This is a genomic window from Streptomyces sp. NPDC059866, from assembly GCF_042731325.1.
Classification (GTDB): Bacteria; Actinomycetota; Actinomycetes; order Streptomycetales; family Streptomycetaceae; genus Streptomyces; species Streptomyces flavusporus.
The window spans coordinates 381404-400642 of sequence record NZ_JBHWJT010000004.1; the positions used below are offsets into that span (position 1 = coordinate 381404).

At 72.2% G+C, this 19239-nt stretch carries 18 protein-coding genes and 1 tRNA gene; 10 read left to right on the forward strand and 9 right to left on the reverse strand.

What is annotated here, in order from left to right:
• Nucleotides 1-203: 203 nt before the first annotated feature.
• The 7 genes from ACFV7R_RS08180 (at nucleotide 204) to ACFV7R_RS08210 (ending at nucleotide 6547) form a co-directional block, all read left to right on the forward strand.
• The gene (locus ACFV7R_RS08180) at nucleotides 204-1193 is read left to right on the forward strand and encodes a phosphatase PAP2 family protein (RefSeq protein ID WP_385261261.1); all 990 of its coding nucleotides are present in this window, start codon (nucleotides 204-206) and stop codon (nucleotides 1191-1193) included.
• The gene (locus tag ACFV7R_RS08185) at nucleotides 1144-2310 is read left to right on the forward strand and encodes a hypothetical protein (protein ID WP_385261417.1); all 1167 of its coding nucleotides are present in this window, start codon (nucleotides 1144-1146) and stop codon (nucleotides 2308-2310) included. The genes ACFV7R_RS08180 and ACFV7R_RS08185 overlap by 50 nt, the downstream gene beginning before the upstream one ends.
• Nucleotides 2301-3896: a hypothetical protein gene (locus tag ACFV7R_RS08190; protein ID WP_385261262.1), complete on the forward strand. Its 1596-nt coding sequence runs from the start codon at nucleotides 2301-2303 to the stop codon at nucleotides 3894-3896. Before ACFV7R_RS08185 ends, ACFV7R_RS08190 begins: the two co-directional genes overlap by 10 nt.
• Entirely contained in the window at nucleotides 3893-5233 is a 1341-nt protein-coding gene (locus ACFV7R_RS08195; RefSeq protein WP_385261264.1) for an AAA domain-containing protein, read from the forward strand. The genes ACFV7R_RS08190 and ACFV7R_RS08195 overlap by 4 nt, the downstream gene beginning before the upstream one ends.
• 104 nt (nucleotides 5234-5337) lie before the next feature.
• The gene (locus ACFV7R_RS08200) at nucleotides 5338-5700 is read left to right on the forward strand and encodes a hypothetical protein (protein WP_385261265.1); all 363 of its coding nucleotides are present in this window, start codon (nucleotides 5338-5340) and stop codon (nucleotides 5698-5700) included.
• Nucleotides 5701-5835: 135 nt separating this feature from the next.
• The gene (locus ACFV7R_RS08205) at nucleotides 5836-6483 is read left to right on the forward strand and encodes a bifunctional DNA primase/polymerase (RefSeq protein ID WP_385261268.1); all 648 of its coding nucleotides are present in this window, start codon (nucleotides 5836-5838) and stop codon (nucleotides 6481-6483) included.
• Nucleotides 6474-6547 (forward strand) — tRNA-Lys (locus ACFV7R_RS08210). Before ACFV7R_RS08205 ends, ACFV7R_RS08210 begins: the two co-directional genes overlap by 10 nt.
• Nucleotides 6548-6606: 59 nt before the next feature.
• On the opposite strand, the gene ACFV7R_RS08215 is transcribed toward ACFV7R_RS08210, so the two are convergent.
• On the reverse strand, nucleotides 6607-7869 hold the full coding sequence (locus tag ACFV7R_RS08215) for a M6 family metalloprotease domain-containing protein (RefSeq protein ID WP_385261270.1): 1263 nt from the start codon (nucleotides 7867-7869) through the stop codon (nucleotides 6607-6609).
• Nucleotides 7870-8222: 353 nt separating this feature from the next.
• Here ACFV7R_RS08215 and ACFV7R_RS08220 point away from each other — a divergent pair, with 353 nt between their 5' ends.
• Nucleotides 8223-10076 (forward strand): putative bifunctional diguanylate cyclase/phosphodiesterase, encoded by a 1854-nt coding sequence (locus tag ACFV7R_RS08220; protein WP_385261273.1) that lies wholly within the window; start codon nucleotides 8223-8225, stop codon nucleotides 10074-10076.
• Here ACFV7R_RS08220 and ACFV7R_RS08225 read toward each other — a convergent pair.
• From ACFV7R_RS08225 to ACFV7R_RS08235, 3 genes are all read right to left on the reverse strand, one after another.
• Nucleotides 10055-11143, reverse strand: coding sequence for an LLM class flavin-dependent oxidoreductase (locus ACFV7R_RS08225; RefSeq protein ID WP_385261275.1), 1089 nt, complete (start codon nucleotides 11141-11143; stop codon nucleotides 10055-10057). The genes ACFV7R_RS08220 and ACFV7R_RS08225 overlap by 22 nt on opposite strands.
• Nucleotides 11144-11228: 85 nt before the next feature.
• A complete protein-coding gene (locus ACFV7R_RS08230; RefSeq protein ID WP_385261277.1) occupies nucleotides 11229-11960 on the reverse strand; it encodes an aspartate/glutamate racemase family protein in 732 nt (243 codons plus the stop codon).
• Nucleotides 11957-12802 (reverse strand): decarboxylase, encoded by an 846-nt coding sequence (locus ACFV7R_RS08235; protein WP_385261279.1) that lies wholly within the window; start codon nucleotides 12800-12802, stop codon nucleotides 11957-11959. The genes ACFV7R_RS08230 and ACFV7R_RS08235 overlap by 4 nt, the downstream gene beginning before the upstream one ends.
• A 153-nt stretch (nucleotides 12803-12955) precedes the next feature.
• On the opposite strand from ACFV7R_RS08235, the gene ACFV7R_RS08240 reads away from it, so the two are divergent.
• Both ACFV7R_RS08240 and ACFV7R_RS08245 read left to right on the forward strand, forming a co-directional pair.
• A complete protein-coding gene (locus ACFV7R_RS08240; RefSeq protein ID WP_385261280.1) occupies nucleotides 12956-13924 on the forward strand; it encodes a D-2-hydroxyacid dehydrogenase in 969 nt (322 codons plus the stop codon).
• Nucleotides 13925-13949: 25 nt separating this feature from the next.
• Entirely contained in the window at nucleotides 13950-15392 is a 1443-nt protein-coding gene (locus tag ACFV7R_RS08245) for an amidase (protein ID WP_385261419.1), read from the forward strand.
• A gap of 65 nt (nucleotides 15393-15457) precedes the next feature.
• Here the strand turns inward: ACFV7R_RS08245 and ACFV7R_RS08250 are convergent, their stop codons facing one another.
• The 5 genes from ACFV7R_RS08250 to ACFV7R_RS08270 all read right to left on the reverse strand — a co-directional run bounded on the left by ACFV7R_RS08250 (nucleotide 15458) and on the right by ACFV7R_RS08270 (nucleotide 19219).
• The gene (locus tag ACFV7R_RS08250; protein WP_385261283.1) at nucleotides 15458-15715 is read right to left on the reverse strand and encodes a hypothetical protein; all 258 of its coding nucleotides are present in this window, start codon (nucleotides 15713-15715) and stop codon (nucleotides 15458-15460) included.
• A complete protein-coding gene (locus tag ACFV7R_RS08255; RefSeq protein ID WP_385261285.1) occupies nucleotides 15712-15963 on the reverse strand; it encodes a holin in 252 nt (83 codons plus the stop codon). The genes ACFV7R_RS08250 and ACFV7R_RS08255 overlap by 4 nt, the downstream gene beginning before the upstream one ends.
• A 16-nt stretch (nucleotides 15964-15979) precedes the next feature.
• Nucleotides 15980-17065, reverse strand: coding sequence for a 2,3-diaminopropionate biosynthesis protein SbnA (gene sbnA / locus ACFV7R_RS08260; protein ID WP_385261287.1), 1086 nt, complete (start codon nucleotides 17063-17065; stop codon nucleotides 15980-15982).
• A gap of 79 nt (nucleotides 17066-17144) precedes the next feature.
• Nucleotides 17145-18215 carry a 2,3-diaminopropionate biosynthesis protein SbnB gene (sbnB, locus tag ACFV7R_RS08265; protein ID WP_385261290.1) on the reverse strand — a complete coding sequence of 357 codons (1071 nt, stop codon included), beginning with the start codon at nucleotides 18213-18215 and terminating at the stop codon, nucleotides 17145-17147.
• On the reverse strand, nucleotides 18212-19219 hold the full coding sequence (locus ACFV7R_RS08270) for a TauD/TfdA family dioxygenase (RefSeq protein WP_385261292.1): 1008 nt from the start codon (nucleotides 19217-19219) through the stop codon (nucleotides 18212-18214). The genes sbnB and ACFV7R_RS08270 overlap by 4 nt, the downstream gene beginning before the upstream one ends.
• Nucleotides 19220-19239: the final 20 nt, after the last annotated feature.

Genomic DNA, 19239 nt, shown 5'->3' on the forward strand with positions numbered 1-19239 from the left:
AACGGAGAAACGGGAGAACGGAGAAATCGGAGGCGGAACCCCTCCATCATCGCGCACGCTGTCCGGGGGCAACCCGGGGGGCGATCTCCGCGTCTATCAGGGCCGGGAGGCGCGCCCCTCGAGGCGCCCGCCCGTACGCCCTGTGGTGTACGGCCGGTCCGACGGCCGGGGCGCCGCGCGACGAGAAGGGGGAGGGCGATCGGATGCAGGCCGTGACACCGGGCATCGAGGCAGCCCCGCGCCCCCGGCTCCGCTGGTTGACCGAACTGCCGCTGATCCTCCTGGTGTACGCCTGCTACTCGGCGGGCCGGCTCCTCGCCCGGGGCGATGTCTCCACCGCCGTCGACCACGGCCTGGCGATCCTGCGCATCGAGAAGGTCCTCCACATCAACGCCGAGCACCCCCTCAACCGCCTCTTCACGCGCGAGGCCTGGCTCGGCATACCGGCCGACTTCTGGTACGCGTCGCTGCACTACCTGGTCACCCCCGCCCTGCTGATCTGGCTGTTCAGATCCCGCACCAAGCACTACCGCGCGGCCCGCACCTGGTTGATGACCTCGACGTTCATCGGCCTGATCGGCTTCACGCTGATGCCGACCTGCCCGCCCCGGCTGCTGTCGGCCGGGTACGGCTTCGTGGACACGATGGCCCAGTACAGCTCGTACGGCTGGTGGGCCGGCGAGGCGAGCGCGCCGCGGGGGCTCGGCGGCATGACCAACCAGTACGCCGCCATGCCGAGCCTGCACGTGGGCTGGGCACTGTGGTGCGGGGTGATCCTGTGGCGGTACGGCGGGACGCGCCTGACGAAGGTGGCGGGCGTGCTGTATCCGCTGGTGACGACGATCGTGGTGATGGGCACCGCGAACCACTACTTCCTCGACGCGGTCGCGGGTGCGGCCGTCATGGGTGCCGGGCTGCTGCTGGCGCCGTATGTGATGCGATGTGCGAACCGGGTCCGGACGCGGCTGGTGGCGCGCGTCGCCACCTCGGCGGGTGCCGCTTCGCCGGTCGCGGGTTCCGCCTCCTCCACACCGGCCTCTCGTGCCGCACGTGCCTCAATTGTCAGTGGCGGATGCCAGACTTCGGCGGGTGAGCGAATTCCACGGCAGCGCGAGTCACGGCTCGGACCGGGAGCCGAGCCGGGTGCCTCCCCCGCGGACACGGGGGGCGGCGCTCCGGCAGCAGCTCGCTGAGCTGCGCGGTCCCGACGTACCGGCCAAGGCACTTGATGCGCGCGCCCTCGCGGCCCTGGCTGCCAATCCCGGCTGCAAGCGGCGCGCCATCCTCGACGGCGCCGGGGTGAACAAGGCGGCGCTGGCCGGTGCGCTGGGCTCGCCGTCCGTGTTCGGGCAGTCCCAGTTCGCCTTCACGCGCGGCAACGCGTTCGAGAGCCGGGTCAAGGCGGACGGCGGCGCGGAACTGCTGCGGCTGGCGCACGAGAAGCTGGACCCGGGCGCCGAACCGCCCGCACACGCGCGGGTGCCGGAGCTGTCCGCGATCGGCCCGGAGGGCCGCGCCGCCCGCACCGCGCTGGCGCTGCGCGAGGCCGTCGAGGCGGGCGGCTGGACGCTGCTCGACCATCCGATGCTCGCGCTCGACGTCGCCGGTACCCCCGCGTTCCTGGAGCCGGACGCGGTGGTCGTGCACCCGGACGGCAGCTGGACGGTCGTGGAGATCAAGTCGTTCCCGATGCTGGACGGTTCGGCGGACCCGGCGAAGGTGGGCGCGGCGGCCCGGCAGGCGGCGGTGTACGTGCTGGCACTGGAGGAGGTCGCCGCGAAGCTCCGGCCGGACCCGCCGGTCCGGCACCGGATCCTGCTCGTCTGCCCCAAGGACTTCTCCAACCTCCCCACCGCCTCCGCCGTCGACGTGCGCAAGCAACGCGCGGTCACCCGCCGCCAGCTGGCCCGCCTCACCCGCATCCAGGACATCGCCGACGCGCTCCCCGAGGGCACGTGCTTCTCCCCCGAACTGCCGGCCGCCGAGCTGACCACCGCGGTCGAGGCGGTGCCGGCGACGTACGCGCCGGAGTGCCTGTCGGCGTGCGAGCTGGCCTTCCACTGCCGGGACCGCTCCCGCGCGGCCGGCGCGGTGACCTCCCTCGGCCGCTCGGTCCGCGCCGAGTTGGGCGGCCTGTCGACGGTCGGGGACGTCCTCGCGGCGGCCCGCGGGGAGGCCGGGGATCCCCAGGACCCGGCGGTGGCGGCCCTGCGCCGGGCGGCCCACCTGCGCGCCGAGGCACTGGGCCGGCGGCAGCACGCCGATGCCCCGGAGCACCCCGAGTCCGTGGAGGCAGCCCCGTGTCGCTGATCTCCACGCTCGCCCGTCTCGAGGCCGTCGACACCGGACGCGCGCAGCCCACCGCCACGGTCCGGCACCGGCATCTGTCCGAGCGTCCGCTGGTCCTCGTGCCGCTGACCACCGCCGGTGAGGCCGGCGCCCCGCTCGGCGCGCTCGTCGGCACCGACCCGGACGCGCCGCGGCTGCTGGTCGTCCCACAGCCCCGCGACCGCGACCTCAGGTTCGCGTTCCTGGCCGAACTGGCCGACGTGGTCCTGCCGTACATCGACGCGCACGCGGAGAGCGTCGAGGCGGCCGAGCGCACCGAGACCGACCCGGAGACCGGCAAGCGGGTCAAGGTCGAGGTCGAACTGTGCGCGGACGCCCCGCAGTTGATCGTGCCGAGTCGCGCGGGCATCGACTTCGTACGGCTGCTGGGGCGTTCGATGCGCTTTCGCCGTACGGCGGAACAGGACCCGGAAACGCCCCATCCCGCGCCACCGAGGGTGCCGTTGCTCGGCCGGTGGCTGACCCACTACGGGGAGCGCGCCCGCGTCCCAGGTTCCTCGCTGCTGCTGGCCCTGACGGACGTGCTCGCCCGGCACTGGGCGACCGGCCAGTCCAGCCTGGAGGACCAGCACCTCGGTGCCCTGCTCGCCTGGATCGACCCACCGGAGGGCGCCACCGGTGCCGAGGCGGCCCTGCGGGCCGAGCTGCACAGGGACGCGCAGGGCCAGCTCGTCTGCCCGCCCGCGGGCCCCGCCACCGACCCGGCGTTCGACAACAAGCTCCTCGCCCCGGCCATCGAGCGCTACGACCGCGCCCGCACCGCCCTGGCCGCCGCCGAGGACGGCATGGCGGCGGACGACCGGCTCGGTGACCTGACCGCCGCCGAGCGGGAGATCCGCGCCCTCGTCGAGCGGGTCACCCGGCCCACCTGGGACGCGGTGTGGCGCGGGCTCGACCTGCTGCGGGAGCTGCCCGAGGGGGCGCACGTCGAGGAGCGGTGGACCCGCGACCGCTGGTCGTTCACCGGCCACCGGGACCGCGTCCTGGCCGGTGAGCCCCCGCAGCCGCGCCGCGACGACGCGGTGACCGCGGCGAACAAGCTCGCCGCGCGCGAGCGCGAACAGGCCCGCCTGGAGGCCCAGGAGGCGCTCGACGACCCGCTGGTGATGGCCGGGCGACGGCTGACCGGGGAGGCGTTCGCGGGCGAGGTCACGGATGTCGTCATGGCGTACAGCGAGGGCAGGCGCCCGAGCCCGCGCCCCCTCGTCACGGTCCGCACGGACGACCGGCCCCACCTGGGCGAACGGGCGAAGGTGTACCGGTCGTACAACGGAAAGCCGCAGGCGGCGGAGTTCGTGGGGTACGAGGAGGACGGCACGCTGGTCGTCCTGCGCATCCTCGACAAGATGGGCCGCGGCAAGGAGCCCGAGGCCGGGTCCGTGCCGGAGAAGGGCGACGCGGTGTGCTTCACGCTGTTCGAGCACGAGCAGCGGGGCGGCGCGAAGCTCCCCGACCCGGAGGACACGCCGTGGACGCACGGCGGGCCGCCCGGCGCGGACACCGCCCCCGAGCCCGCCGACCCCGTCACCGAGGAAGATGTCCTGTGACCACGCAGACCGCCTTCGACCCCGGTGCCGCGGCGGCGCGGGCCACCGAGGCGATCCTCCACGACACGCTGCACGGCCCGCATCGCGGCGTCGTCGTCGACTCTCCGCCCGGCGCCGGAAAGTCCACGCTCGTGGTCCGCGCCGCGCTCGAACTCGCCGGCACCGGGCGCTCACTGATGGTGATCGCGCAGACCAACGCCCAGGTCGACGACCTGGTGCTGAGGCTCGCCGAGAAGAATCCCGAGCTGCCGGTGGGCCGCCTGCACAGCAGCGACGCCGACCCGTACGACAAGGCGCTCGACGATCTGCCGCAGGTACGGAAGTCGGCGAAGGCGGCCGAGCTGACGGGACTGCCCGTCGTGATCTCGACCGCCGCCAAATGGGGCCACGTCAAGGTCGACGGACCGTGGCGGCACGCGATCGTCGACGAGGCGTACCAGATGCGCTCCGACTCGCTGCTCGCCGTGGCCGGTCTCTTCGAGCGGGCGCTGTTCGTGGGCGACCCGGGCCAGCTGGACCCGTTCGCGATCGTGGGCAGCGAGCAGTGGGCAGGCCTGTCGTACGACCCCTCGGCCTCCGCGGTGAGCACTCTGCTCGCGCACAACCCCGATCTGCCGCAGCACCGCCTGCCGGTCTCCTGGCGGCTGCCCGCCTCGGCGGCGCCCCTGGTCTCGGACGCGTTCTATCCGTACACGCCGTTCCGCAGCGGGACCGGCCACGGCGACCGACGGCTCACCTTCGGCGTCCCGTCGGACGGCTCCGGCCCCGACCGGGTGATCGACGAGGCGGCGGAGTCGGGCTGGGGCCTGCTGGAGCTGCCCGCCCGGCACACGCCGCGTACCGACCCGGAGGCGGTGCGGGCGGTGGCGACGGTCGTACGACGCCTGCTGGACCGGGGCGGGGCGGCCACGTCGGAGCGCTCACCCGAAGCTGCGCCGCTGACCGCCGACCGGATCGCCGTCGGCACGGCCCACCGGGACCAGGCGGCGGCGGTCCGGGCGGCCCTGGCCGAACTGGGCGTGTCGGACGTCACTGTCGACACGGCGAACCGCCTCCAGGGCCGGGAGTACGACGTCACCGTGGTCCTGCACCCCTTGTCCGGCCGCCCCGACGCCACCGCCTTCCACCTGGAAACCGGCCGCCTGTGCGTCCTGGCCTCCCGCCACCGGCACGCGTGCATCGTCGTGTGCCGGGCGGGGGTGAGCGACCTGCTGGACGACTACCCGTCGACAGAGCCGGTCCAGCTGGGCACGGTCGTGAAGTTTCCGGACGGATGGGAGGCGAACCACGCGGTGCTCGCGCATCTGGCGGAACATCGGGTGGCCTGGCGACGCTGAACGCCAGAGGTGACCGAGGGCCCTCTTGCGCAGGCGCGAGACAATTGAGGGTGGCCCACCCCCACAGGCGGCGCCATCGGAACCGTACGAGGAGGAGACAAGACATGGCGGAGCCCACGCCGCGTCGGAACGAACCGCGGCTACGCCCCGCGCCCCTGCTCTTCGAGCCCGCGGAAGCGGCCGGCGACCCGGAGCACTTCTTCGACCTGGAGTCGATGGACGACCCCCGCGAGCTGCTGGCGCGGGCGACGGAGCTGACGCAGGCCTTCCGGGCGGCGGCCGACCGGGCGGTGGAGTTCCAGGCCATCGCGGCGGCACAGCTCGCCGATCCGCGGCGGTTCGACCGGCTGACGCCCGCGGACATCGCCGAGCGGGCCGAGTGGACCGAGGACTACGCCAAGAAGATGGTGGAGTTCGGGCGGGACCTGATGCGGGGGGCCGACGGGCGGGGACCCGATCCCGTGTGAGCGGCCGGGGGCTGCAGGGGTGGCCACCCCTGCTGGCATATGCCGGGCGCGCAAGATACTCCCCTTCCCCCTCGCGCGTCCCGATTTCCGGCAACCCACAGGAGGGGAATGCTCACACCCCGTAGATGTGGGTGTATGAGCAGCAGCACACTGACCTCGGACGGCGCCGCCTGGCTCGCCTCGGCCGGAGCGTATCCGCGCAGCACGCTCGCCCTCTGGGAGGAGCGTCCGGACGCCCCGGTCGTCCTGCCCTGCGGTTCCGCCTTCGATGTGGTGAGCACGCCCGCGATCTTCGGGCGCCGGATGCTGGACCGGTTGTGGGACGAAGGGCCGGGGTCGGGGCCGGTGGCCGCGTTCCGGGGGCGGATGCTGCTGTTCGCCGCGCCGGGCACCGCCCAGCGGCTCCCCTCCCTGCTGGAGTGGGAGGAGTGGGGGTCCCACGGCCGCACCGCGGCCATCCCACCGCTGCTGTGCCACGGCACCGGCGACGCGATCACCGTGCCCGCACCCGCCCCGACCGGCCGGCCCACCCGCCCCGGCCGGCCCACCTGCCCCGATCGCTCCGCCCCCACCGCCCCGTGCGCCTCCACCGCCCCGTCCGCCCCCACCGACCCGCCCGACTCCCGCTGGCTGGTTGCCCCGGACACCCGTCACCCCTGGCTGCCGGGCCCGGAGATCCTGCTGTGGGCGGCCGTGCGGGCCGCCCGTTCGGCCGTACGGATATCGATTTTTCCTCCCCCCGACCAGGGTGCTAATGTCTACGACGTCAGCAGGCGCCGCTAGCTCAGTTGGTTAGAGCAGCTGACTCTTAATCAGCGGGTCCGGGGTTCGAGTCCCTGGCGGCGCACGACAGTGAGAAGCCCTTCGCGCAGGCGAGGGGCTTTTTGCATGCCGTCGGCCGACCGCTCACCCCACTGTGATCTTCACCGTCCACGCCCCCGTCGCCGTACGCCCCTCCACCTCGACGCGGACGGCCTCGCCGGGGACCGTGAAGGCCTCGCCCAGGTCGACCGGGGCGTCCGCGAGGGGCGGGTAGACCGAGTTCTCCCAGCAGGCCTCCGTGTGCGGGTGGGCGTCGATCACCTGGACCGGGCCGCCGCCGGACTCGGCGCCGCTGTGCACGCGGTAGACGAGGACGCCCTGCCGGCAGGCGCCGTGATCGTTGCCGGACGAGCCGCGCGCCTCGAAGGCGAGGACGCTGTCGGCCCCGGTGCGCACGACCGCCAGCTTGGTTCCCCGGCCCAGCCCGAAGGCCGGGGCGCCCGCCGCGGCCGTCATGGGCATCCCCGGCCCGGCGCCCAGCGGCTCCAGTGTCAGCCGCACCGGCCCGGCGCCCTGCACACACGTCACCTGGCGCCGCTCCAGCCAGCCCAGCTTCCACTTGTGCCAGCCGAAGAGATCGGGGGCGAGCCCGAACTGGCTGCCCATCAGGTCCCAGTCGCCGACGTGGGTGTCCCAGTCGCCCTTGCCGTCCGCCGGGCGGTGGTAGAGGTCCGGCAGGTCGAAGACATGGCCGGTCTCGTGGGCGAGGACGAGCCGGTCCGGCGGATGGTTCTCGAACACCGTGACGACCCGGCGGATGTCGGTGCCGTCCACCCGCAGCGGGCCGTCCAGGTTGACCACCTTCGTGGCGTCCGAGTCCACTCCGGGCGCGTCCGGATCGGCGACGAGGTAGACGATGTCGTAGCGCGAGAAGTCGACCCGGCCGTCGGCGGCGGCGAGCGCGTCGCGCAGGTAGGCGGTCCGGTGCGGAGCGGACCAGTCGCGCTGTATGCCGTACGCCGTGGACGGCCGGGGCATCCGGATCCAGTGCCGCAGCGGGTGCGGGCGGAGCCGGAACCTGCCGTAGGAGGCGCGGGTGAAGTAGCGGCTGGTGGCCGGGAAGTGGTCGGCGGTCAGCTCTGCGGGGGTGACCGTCGGGTCCGAGTCCGGGAAGGAGAGGAAGACCATCACCGCGTCCAGCGTGCGGGTCGGCCGGGGATAGTCGGCGTTCCAGGTGTCCAGGCCCTCCGAGTGGTGGGCCTCGGTGCGGGTGAGCGCGCAGGGTGCTGCCCAGAGGGGCTCGGCGACCGAGGGGCCGGTGACGAGGGAGGTCGCGGCGAGCGCCGAGAGGGTGGTGAACACGGCCGCGGTGCTGCGCAGTCGGGGACGCGGGAGCAGACGCGGCACGGGGACCTCCGGGTGCGGTTATGGGACACCGCACCCAGACTGTGCGTATTACATGTTGTATGCCCTGTTTGTCTGCATCGGACGAGTGACGGCCGTTCGGGGGAACGGCGGCAGCGTCTCCGGAAGTGCTCACGGACCGTCACAACCGGTCCGTCGCCGATGAAACCGGTGCTCTGGCGGGCAGAAACGATCTGTCAGGACGACGGGTGGTTCCGCGTCGGTTCCGGGACACTGGACAGTGGCTGCAAGGGTCCGGGGCGAACCTCTATGATCGGCACACTTTCCTGACCTTTCCTGCCCGGACAGAGATCGAGCAGAGATCGAGCAGATCGAGTGCACTGCGGGAGCGAGCGGTGAGCGGAACGTCCGAAGGGTCGACGCCCGCGGCAGACCTCATCCGGCCGGCCGTCACAGACAGTAACCAACAAGCGTCTCGTCGTACGAATGGCGAGGTCTCCGACCCGTTGCGGTCGGCCTTCGTCTCCGCCCCACTGGCGATGGCGGTCGTCGACCGCGAGGGCCTGGTCGTCACCGCCAATGACGCGCTGGCCGACCTGCTGGGCACCGACCCCGGGGAACTGGCGGGACGGGTCGCCGCCGATCTGGTGGACCTGGCGTCCGACGCCCGCACCTGGCACGCGTACCGCGAGCTGCTGCGCGGCCGTGAGGCCCGGCTGCGCTGCACCCGGCGCCTGAAACAGCCCGAGGGGCACAGCGTCTGGGTGCAGGTCACCGTCTCCCCGCTCCCCCAGGGCACGGACGGTGTGCTGCTGGCCGCCGCCGACATCAGCGCCCGGCGTGAACTCCAGGCCCGGCTGCGGCACTTGCAGATGCACGACCCGGTGACCCGGCTGCCCAACCGCACCCTGTTCTTCGAGCGCCTGTCGGCCGCGCTGGACGTGGAGGCGTACGAGCGCGGCGGCACCGGCCGGATCGGCCTGTGCTACCTGGACCTGGACGGCTTCAAGGCGGTCAACGACACCCTCGGCCACCGCGTCGGCGACCGGCTGCTGGCGGCCGTGGCCGAACGCCTGTCGCGCTGCGCGGACGAGGCCGGGTACGGCAGGGCGAGCGCGCCGCTCGTGGCCAGGCTCGGCGGCGACGAATTCGCTCTGCTGGTCGAGGACTCGACGGGCACCGAGCAGCTCGCCGACCTCGCCGAGTCCGCGCTGACGGCCCTTCAGGCCCCGTTCGACCTGGCCGGCCAGCGGCTGTCGCTGTCGGCGTCGATCGGGGTCGTGGAGCGACAGGCGGCCGGGACGACCGCCACCGGTCTGATGCAGGCCGCCGACACGACGCTGTACTGGGCGAAGGCGGACGGCAAGTCCCGCTGGACGCTGTTCGACCCCGAGCGCAACGCGCACCGCATGACCCGTCAGGCGCTCGCCTCCACGCTCCGGCCGGCCATCGACCGCGGCGAGTTCACCCTCGAGTACCAGCCCCTGGTCGGCATGGCGAACGGGCGGCTGAGCGGGGTGGAGGCGCTGGTGCGCTGGAACCACCCGCAGTTCGGGATGCTGACGCCGAATCGGTTCATCGGATTGGCGGAAGAGGACGGCGCGATCGTCCCGCTCGGCCGCTGGGTGCTCGCCACCGCCTGCCGTCAGGCCCGCCGCTGGCAGCTGGAGCATCCCGACGAGCCGCCCATCTTCGTGTCGGTCAACGTGGCCGTGCGCCAGGTCTGGGACTCCGACCTGGTCGAGGACGTGGCGGAGATCCTCGCCGAGACCGGCCTGGAACCGCACCTGCTCCAGCTCGAGCTCACGGAGTCCGCGGTAATGGGCTCGGCGGGCCGCCCGCTGCAGGCCCTGCAGGCGCTCAGCGAGATGGGCGTGCGCATCGCCATCGACGACTTCGGCACCGGCTACTCGAACCTGGCGTATCTGAGCCGGCTGCCGGTGTCCGTGCTGAAGCTGGACGGATCCTTCGTACGGGGATTCCAGTACGAGGACTCCGGGGCCCATCCCAACCCGGCCGACGAGGTCATCGTCGAGGCGATGATCCAGCTGGCCCATCGGCTGGGGCTGACCGTCACCGCGGAGTGCGTGGAGACCTCCGCGCAGGCCGGGCGGCTGCGCCGGATCGGATGCGACACCGGGCAGGGGTGGCTGTACTCCCGGCCGGTGTCGCCGGATCGCATCTCCGAGCTGCTGGACTGTCCGTCGGACCAGGCGGATCAGACGGGTCAGGCGGTCGGCAACGCGTAGGCGTCGGCGATGAGTTCGTAGGAACGCAGCCGTACCTCGCCGCTGTGCGCGTTGGCCGTGATCATCAGCTCGTCGGCTCCGGTGCGCTTCTGGAGGTCGTCCAGGCCCGCACGGACCTCGTCGGGGGTGCCGTGGATGACGTTGGCGTTCCAGGAGTCGGCGAACTCCTGCTCCAGCGGGCTGAATTCGTACGCCTCGGCCTCCTCGGGGGTGGGGACGAGACCGGGGCGGCCGCTGCGCAGCCGGATCATGTTGAGCGCGGCGGCGCGGACCTGCCGGCGGGCCTCCCGCTCGTCCTCGGTCGCGAGCGCGGAGACGCCGATGAGAGCGTACGGCTCGGCGAGCACCTCGGACGGTTTGAAGGTCTCCCGGTACAGGTCGAGGGCGGGGATCGTGTTCTGCGCCGAGAAGTGGTGCGCGAAGGCGAAGGGCAGGCCGAGCAGGCCGGCCAGACGGGCGCTGAAGCCGGAGGAGCCCAGCAGCCAGACCGGCGGGCGGTGCGGGGACTGGACGCCGCCCGGAGAGGTGGCCTGGACGGGGCCGGGGACGGCGTGGATCCGGCGGTAGGGGTGGCCGTCGGGGAAGTCGTCGTCGAGGAAGCGGGTCAGCTCCGCGAGCTGCTCGGGGAAGGCGTCGGCGACGTCGTGCGGGTTGTCGGTGCGGCGCAGGGCGGCCGCGGTGGCGCCGTCCGTGCCCGGAGCGCGGCCGAGGCCGAGGTCGATACGGCCGGGGGCCATGGCCTCCAGCGTGCCGAACTGCTCCGCGATCACCAGCGGGGCGTGGTTGGGCAGCATCACGCCGCCCGAGCCGAGCCGGATGCGGTCGGTGTGGGCGGCGAGGTGGGCGAGGATCACGGCGGGGGAGGACGAGGCGACGCCCGGCATGGAGTGGTGCTCGGCGACCCAGTACCGGTGGAAGCCGCGGGACTCCGCGAGGCGGGAGATCGCGACGCCGGTGCGCAGCGCGTCGGTGGCGGTGTGGCCGGCGCCCACGGTGACCAGGTCCAGTACGGAGAGGGGCACGGGGGCGGTGCCCTGGCTGGTACCGCGGATGTCGTCTGCCGTCACGGGGTCCTCCTGCGTGTTGCGCCGTTCTCGGGTCTTCCCAGCGGCAACAGACAGATGTCCCCATCTATTCCTGTGCATATATTCGTCACACCTGGACGATCGGCTCCCTGGTGAACAGCGACCCCAGCTCCGGCGCGTTCACCCGGCGGTCGGTCAGGCGCAGGGCCTCCCAGACGGTGACCTGGTTGGCCGTGAGGACGGGTTTGGCGAGCTCTTTCTCCAGGGCCGGGATGTGGGCGGCGGTGTGCAGGGCCGTGTCGGGGAGCAGTACCGCCTCCGCGTCGGTGTGGTCGGTCGCGCGGGCCAGGGCGAGCAGCTCCGTCTCCCCCCAGGTGCCGACCTCGGCGGCGGTGACGATGCCGGAAGGACGGACCGCGACCACCTCCGCACCGCCCGCCCGCAGGAAGTCCGCGAACAGCGACGCCACGTCGTCCGGGTAGGTCGCCCCGACCGCGACCCGGCGCACGCCGAGCTCCTGCACGGCGTGCACGAAGGCGAAGGCGGTCGAGGAGGCCGGCATGCCGGCGCGGCGGGCCAGGGTGCGTACCTGCTCGTGGGCGCCCTCCCAGCCGTACACGAAGCTGCCGCTGGTGCAGGCCCACACCACCGCCTCGGCGCCCGCGAGGCGCAACTCCTCGACGCCCGCCGCGAGCCGCTCGGCCGAGCCCATCTCGCGCAGCGCATCCACCCGGTGGGCGTCCTCACCGATGTCGGTGTGGACGAGGTCGACCCGGATGTCGCTCCCCAGCAGCTGCTCGATGCGTGGATAGTCGTCCTCGGCGGAGTGGCCCGGGTAGAGAAATCCGAGTGCGGTCATGTCGAGCCTTCCTGCTGTTGCTCTTCTTCGGGCAGGGGTTCGGGCAGTACGGGTTCGGGCTGTACGGCACCGGCAGCCTCCGGCAGTACCAGACCGGTGCGTGCCGCCGGGTCGATCAGCGCCTGATACGGCCCCACCGCCCAGGTACCCAGCCGGCGCAGTGCCGCCCACACGGTCACCTGGTTGGCCGAGAGGACCGGCATCCGCAGTTCGGCCTCCAGCTGAGGGATCACGTCGTACGTCGGGAGATTGGTGCACGCGATGAACAGGGCCTCCGCGCCGTCCCCCCGGCACACCGCCTGACGCGCCATGTCGGCCACGGCGCGGTAGGGGACCTTCCAGATGCCCCGCGTCAGCCCCATGAACGCACATCCGGTGACCTTGAGGCCCGCCTCGGCCACGTACTTCTCCAGCGACCGGGTGACCGACACGGTGTACGGCGTCACCAGGGCCGCCCGGCGCACGCCCAGCTCCCCGAGCGCCTCCAGCAGGGCGCCCGAGGTGGTGACGGAGGGCACCGCGCCCGCCCGGGTCATCGCCTCGCGCATCGCGCGCTCACCGGCGATCCCGCCGACGAAGCTGCCCGAGGTGCAGGCGTAGGCGACGACCTCGGGCGTGTTCGTGTTCAGCGTGCGCACCGCGTCGCCCAGCGTCTCGTGCTCGCTCACCAGGCGCGCCAGGTCGAGACTGACCTCCACCGGCACGAACGGTGTCCGGGTCAGGTGCAGTGACACCTCGTCCGGCACCCAGCGCCACAGCTCCCGGTCCAGCGCGAAGTCGAACGGGGCGACGACGCCGACACCGCGCTGTGGGCCTGGTCCGCCGAGAAAGGAGACGTCCATGGCAGGCACCTCCCTCACACAGAGAAAAGGGGGTGAGCAACAGACTGCACGCACGCCCGTGTTGACGAAGGTAGGTTCGGGTGCGAGCGTGGTCAAACCTCGCATGTCAGACGGCCGCCACCCCTCCATTTCGCCCCGAGAAACGGCTTCCGCATGACCGCCGCTCCCCCGCCCACCGGCACTCCCACCCTGCTCGTCCTGGACGCCGATCCGCTCCCCCGCCTCGGGCGTCTCACGGGCCGCGCCAGGATCGAGCACACCGACGAGTCGGGGCTCGCCGAGCGGCTGCCGCACGCCGATGTGCTGCTGGTGTGGGACTTCACCTCGCACGCGGTCCGCAAGGCCTGGCCGGGCGGCGGGCCGCGACCGCGCTGGGTGCACACGGCGAGCGCGGGTGTGGACCATCTGCTGTGCCCCGAGCTCGTCGCCTCGGACACGGTGGTCACGAACGCGCGCGGCGTCTTCGACCAGCCGATCGCCGAGTACGTCGCCGCGCTCGTCCTGGCGATGGCCAAGGACCTGCCCCGCACCTGGGAGCTGCAGCGGGAGCGGACCTGGCGGCACCGCGAGTCCCGGAAGGTCGCCGGGACCCGGGCCTGCGTCGTCGGCTCCGGCCCGATCGGCCGCCGAATCGCCCGTACGCTCAAGGCGCTGGACATCACGACCGCGCTGGTCGGCCGCACTCCGCGCCCCGGTGTCCACGGCCCCGACGACCTGGACCGGCTGCTCTCCCGCGCCGACTGGGTGATCGCGGCCGCGCCGCTGACGGAGCAGACCCGGGGCATGTTCGACGCGCGCCGGTTCGGGGTGATGCAGCCCTCCGCCCGGTTCGTCAACGTCGGGCGCGGGCAGCTGGTCGTCGAGGACGCGCTGGCCGAGGCGCTGGCCAAGCGCTGGATCGCGGGCGCCGCACTGGATGTCTTCACGGACGAACCCCTTCCGGCGGACAGCCCGTTGTGGCAGGCGCCGGGCCTGATCGTGTCCCCGCACATGAGCGGCGACACGGTCGGCTGGCGGGACGAGCTGGGCGCCCAGTTCGTGGAGCTGTACGAGCGATGGGAGGCGGGCAGGCCGCTGTCGAACGTGGTCGACAAGAAGCGCGGATACGTACCCGGACACTGACGCCCCGGGAGGGTGGATGACCCAGCTGACCGAGCTCACCGAACTGACCGCCGTACAACTCGTCGACGGCTACCGCAAGGGCGAGTTCAGCCCCGTGGAGGCGACCCGCGCGGCACTGGAGCGGGCCGAGCGGATCCAGCCGGAGGTGAACGCCTTCGTCCACCTCACCGCCGAGGACGCCCTCGCCCGGGCAGCGGAGTCGGCGCAGCGCTGGCGGCGCGGGGAACCGGCCGGAGCGGTGGACGGGGTCCCGGTCACGGTCAAGGACCTGCTGCTGCTGCGCGGCACCCCGACCCTGCGCGGCTCGCGGACCATCGACCCGGAGGGCCGCTGGGACGAGGACGCGCCCTCCGTCGCCCGGCTGCGCGAGGCCGGCGCGGTGTTCCTCGGCAAGACCACGACACCCGAGCACGGCTGGAAGGGCGTCACGGACTCCCCCCTGACCGGGGTGACCCGCAACCCGCACGACCACTCCCGCACCGCCGGCGGATCGAGCGGGGGCGCGGCGGCGGCCGTGGCGCTCGGCGCGGGGCCGCTGGCGCTGGGCACGGACGGCGGGGGCAGTGTGCGTATCCCGGCGGCGTTCTGCGGGATCTTCGCGCTGAAGCCGACGTACGGCCGGGTCCCGCTCTACCCGGCGAGCGCCTTCGGCACGCTGGCGCACGTGGGGCCGATGACCCGGGACGCCGCCGACGCGGCGCTGCTGCTGGACGTCATCGGTGTGCCCGACGAGCGCGACTGGTCGGCGCTCGGCCCGCCGCCCGGTTCCTTCACCGCGGGGCTGCGCGGCGGCGTGCACGGGCTGCGGGTCGCCTACTCGCCCTGCCTGGGCGGCCAGGTCGCGGTGCGCCCGGCCGTCGCGACGGCGGTACGGCGGGCGGTGGAGCGGCTCGCCGACCTCGGCGCGTACGTCACGGAGACCGACCCCGACCTCACCGACCCGGTGGACGCCTTCCACACCCTGTGGTTCACCGGGGCGGCCCGGGTGATCCAGCATCTCGGGCCGCACCAGCGGGGTTTGCTCGACCCCGGCCTGCGGGAGATCTGCACGGCCGGTGAAAGCCTTTCGGCGCTGGACTACCTGGCCGCGGTGGACGTCCGTATGGACCTGGGCCGCCGGATGGGCCGCTTCCACACGTCCTACGACCTGCTCGTCACCCCGACCGTGCCGATCACGGCGTTCGAGGCGGGCGCCGAGGTACCGAAGGGCTCGGGCCACCGGCGCTGGACGGGGTGGACGCCGTTCACGTACCCGTTCAACATGACGCAGCAGCCGGCCGCGACGGTGCCGGTGGGGGCGGACGGGGACGGGCTGCCGGTGGGGATGCAGATCGTGGCGGCCCGGCACAGGGACGACCTGGTGCTGCAGACGGCGCATGCGCTGTACGAGGCCGGGGTGGCCGGGGTCGCAACTCCGTCTCCGCAGGTCACCAGGTACGACGAGCGGTCCGAGCCTTCCCCCTCTTAGCTCGGACCGAGGTGCGGTGACCATCTTGCGGCACTCGTAGCACATCAGGGACCGGCTCCGCACATTCAAGGCTCACAGTGCTGGAGGAGAGCGACGAGGACCGCGGCGACGGCGGCGGCGAGTGCGGCGATGGTGGGCCAGGGCCACTGGCGGGATTCGAGACGGCGGAGGCGTTCCTCGTGGTCGTCGGGCTGCTCGTTGATGCCGGCGAGGCCGTCGAGCTTGCCTTCGATGCGGCTGACGCTCTCGCGGGTGGCGCGCAGCTCGCCGTACATCTCAGCAGCGGTGATGGTGACGACCGGGGCGGGCTGCTCGTCGGTCACGGGTTACCGCCCGTGGCTGTGGTCGGGCGCGTGTCGTAGGGGGTCTCGGTGACGCCGGGGCCGTCGCTGCCCGTGCCCACGGTGACGAGGGAGGTGGCCACGGAGAGGACGGCGGCGACGCCGGCAAGGGCGAAGGCGCGTTCCCAGGGGAGGGCGAGCAGGTCGGTGGCGTCGAGACCGGGCAAGGCCAGGAGGGTCTGGGCGGTAGGATCGAGATCAAGGAACTTCACTGGACGCAACCCCGCCACTGCGTGGACAGAACACCTACGCTTTACGGTCCTGGTGCCGACGGTGCTGGTTACCGCCGCCGTCGCCGGTCTGCGGGTGGTGCGGTGGGCGGCTCCCTTGCCGCGTTGGCACGGGGCTGGCTGCCCAGGAACCGTCGGCCGTTTCGTCGGAGTCGAGCACGTCCTCGCCATAGAGATCCCGCAGCCAGTTGGATTGGTAAATGGTGTCGAGGTAGCGCTCGCCGAGGTCTGGGGCGATGGCCACCGCGGTGAGTTCACGCGTGTCATGGTCGGCCAGCCAACGCATCGCGCCGCTGACGACCGTGCCGGTGGAGCCGCCGAACAGGAATCCGCGTCTGGCCAGACGATGGCAGGCACGGATGGTGTCCGTCTCCTCGACACGTATCACCTCGTCCACGTAGGACTCGTCGAGCAGCGGCGGACGCATGCTCATGCCGAGACCGGGAATCATGCGGCGGCCCGGCGCACCACCGAAGATCACCGAGCCGACGCTGTCCACTGCGACGATCCGCACCGGCCGGTGCCACTGGCGGAAGTAGCGTGCGCAGCCCATCAGAGTCCCGGTGGTGCCGGCGCCGACGAACAGTACGTCCAGGCGCGGGAAGCACTGGGTGATCTCCGGCGCCGTCTTGTGGTAATGCGCCTTCCAGTTGCCCGGATTGGTGTACTGACTGAGCCACACGTACCGGTCATCGGAATCGCACAGCGCGCGGACGTAGTTGATCCGCGCGCACAGGAAGCCGCCGCCGGCGTCCAGGTCGGCGATGGTGTGCACCCGGCTGCCCAATGCCTCCATCAGCAGTCTGGTCGACAAGTTGCAGCGGGAGTCCGTCACGCACAGGAACCGGTAGCCCTTGCTTGCCGCGATCATGCTCAGCGCCACGCCCAGGTTGCCCGACGAGGACTCGACCAGGATCGACTCCGGCTTGAGGACTCCGTGCCGCTCGGCGGCCTCCACCATCTCGGTCGCGGCCTTCAGCTTGATCGAGCCGGCGAAGTTGAAGCCCTCACACTTCAGGAACAGGGAACGCCCGAAGACGGGCCGAAGGTCGACATAGAGCTGTGCTTCGTTGAAGGCATGGGGAGCGGATATGACGGGCACGACGGCCTCCTCCTCATCTGCAGCAGGACTTTCGGAACGTCCCTCCGGCCGTGGCCAGAGCTGAAGGCCTCTCGGACGGTCATCCGTACCGGCGCAGTTCGTGGAAGAAGTCGTCGATGACGTGCAGCTCTCCGGAGCGGACCACCTCGTCGTAGACGTACTTGCCGACCGCGAGGTCGAGCACCCCGAGGCCGAAGGGCGAGAACACCACCGGCCGGTCCGCCGGCACCGTCACCCGCCCGGCCATCACGTCGTCCAACGTGCCCTGCAGGAAGTCCCGGTTGCCCGTGAGCTGCTCGGTCAGGTGCGGCGAGGTGTCGGCCTTCAGACAGTGCTCGACGTCATCGACGATGTTGGTCGAGGCGAGAACGATCTCCGGCGCGAGGTCGCGCAGCGACACGTGCAGAACCACAGGATTGTGCGAGAACCACGTAGGGTCGCTGACGTGCGGCTCACCGGCGACGGTGGCGAAGACCACCAGGTCGCTGAAGCAGATCAGCCCCTCGGCGCTGTCGTGCACCGTGATCCGGCCTGTGGTGCCCGACTGCTCGAGATAGCAGCGGAACCCGGCCGCGCTGTCGGCGGACAGGTCGTGTACGCCGATCTCGTCGAACGACCAGCCGCTGCCGGCCAGGAACGCATGGATGTAGCGGGCGATCAGGCCCGTCCCGAAGAACCCGACGCGCGTGGGCCGTGGCCGGTCCCGACTGAGCCGGTCCGCGGCCAACGCCGCCGACGCGGCCGTCCTGGTGGCGCTGATGATGGAACTCTCCAGGCAGGCGAACGGGTAGCCGGTGTTCTGGTCGTTGAGGATCAGCACGGCGGACGCCCTCGGGATGCCGGCCTGTACGTTCTCCGGGAAGCTGGAGATCCACTTCACGCCGTCCACCCGTACGTGCCCGCCGATCGAGGCCGGCAGCGCGATGATCCGGGAGGACGGGCGGTCGGGGAAACGCAGGAAGTACGACGGCGGGTTCACCGAGTCACCGGCGCCGTGCAGCCGGTAGACGGCCTCGACCAACTCGACGATCTGCTTCTCGCGCCCCTCCAGCACCTGCTGGACCTGGGCACCGGAGATCACCGCGAAGGGTGGCACGGTGTGCGGATCGGTTGTCGCGGACGCCGTCACGGCGGTGGGGATGGTGGTCATCGGGCGGTCACCTCGACGGTCGGCGAGCAGTCGGACAGTCGCACCGAGTCGGCCATCGCGACGAGCACGTCGCGCGATCCCTCGAAGGGCTCCCGGCTGTGCGCGGTGCGCATGTTGTCGACGAGCATCAGGTCGCCGGCCTGCCACGGCTCGCGTGCGGTGTTGGCCTCGTAGACCTCGTTGAGCAGCTGCACCACGTCCTCGCCGATCGGGTCGCCGCCTCCGAAACGGGTGTTGAACGGCAGCCCGTCGGTGCCGTAGACCTCGACGAGGTACTCGCGGACCTCGGGGGCCAACGTCCACTCGTTGAGGAACGCGATCTGGTTGAACCAGCAGCGCCGGCCGGTGACCGGATGGCGCACCACGGCGCTGCGGCGCTGCCTGGTGCGCAAGGCCCCGTCGGGTTGCCAATCGAACTCGATCGCGTTGGCACGGCAGTAACTCTCGACGGCGCCCCGGTCGTCGGTGCCGAACGCCTCGGTCACGGACGCCCCGATCTCGTCGTTGTAGCTGCGGGTGAGCAGCCAGCCCTCCTGCTCGAACCGCTCGGTCAACTCGGTGGGCAGCTCCTCGAGCACGGTCGCCGCGTCGGCCACTCCGGTCGCTCCGCCCTCGGTGGGCGCAGTGAGGCAGGCGAACAGCATCAGACCGGGGAACTCCAGCGTGTAGCTCAGTTCGTGGTGCATGCACATCGGCTGGTTCGGCGGCCACTGCGCCGAGGAGTACACGCCGTCGGCGTAGATCCGCCGGAGCGCGAAGGCCTCCCTCTCCGTCATCAGCCCGGTGCTCAGCCGCTCGAAGACGGCACCGGTCCCGGCCACGTCGCGCAGCCCGAGGCCGCGGACCAGGACACAGCCATGCTCGGCGACGACGGCGCGCAGCGCGTCCCGGTGCTCGGCTGCCCAGCTCGGCGCGTCGCCGGGGGTCTCGGCCCGCAGTATCGGAGGACGGCCGGGTTGCAGCTCGACGTCGTCGAGCAGCGACGTCGGGGATATGGAGGACATCCCGATTTCCTTTCAGTGTG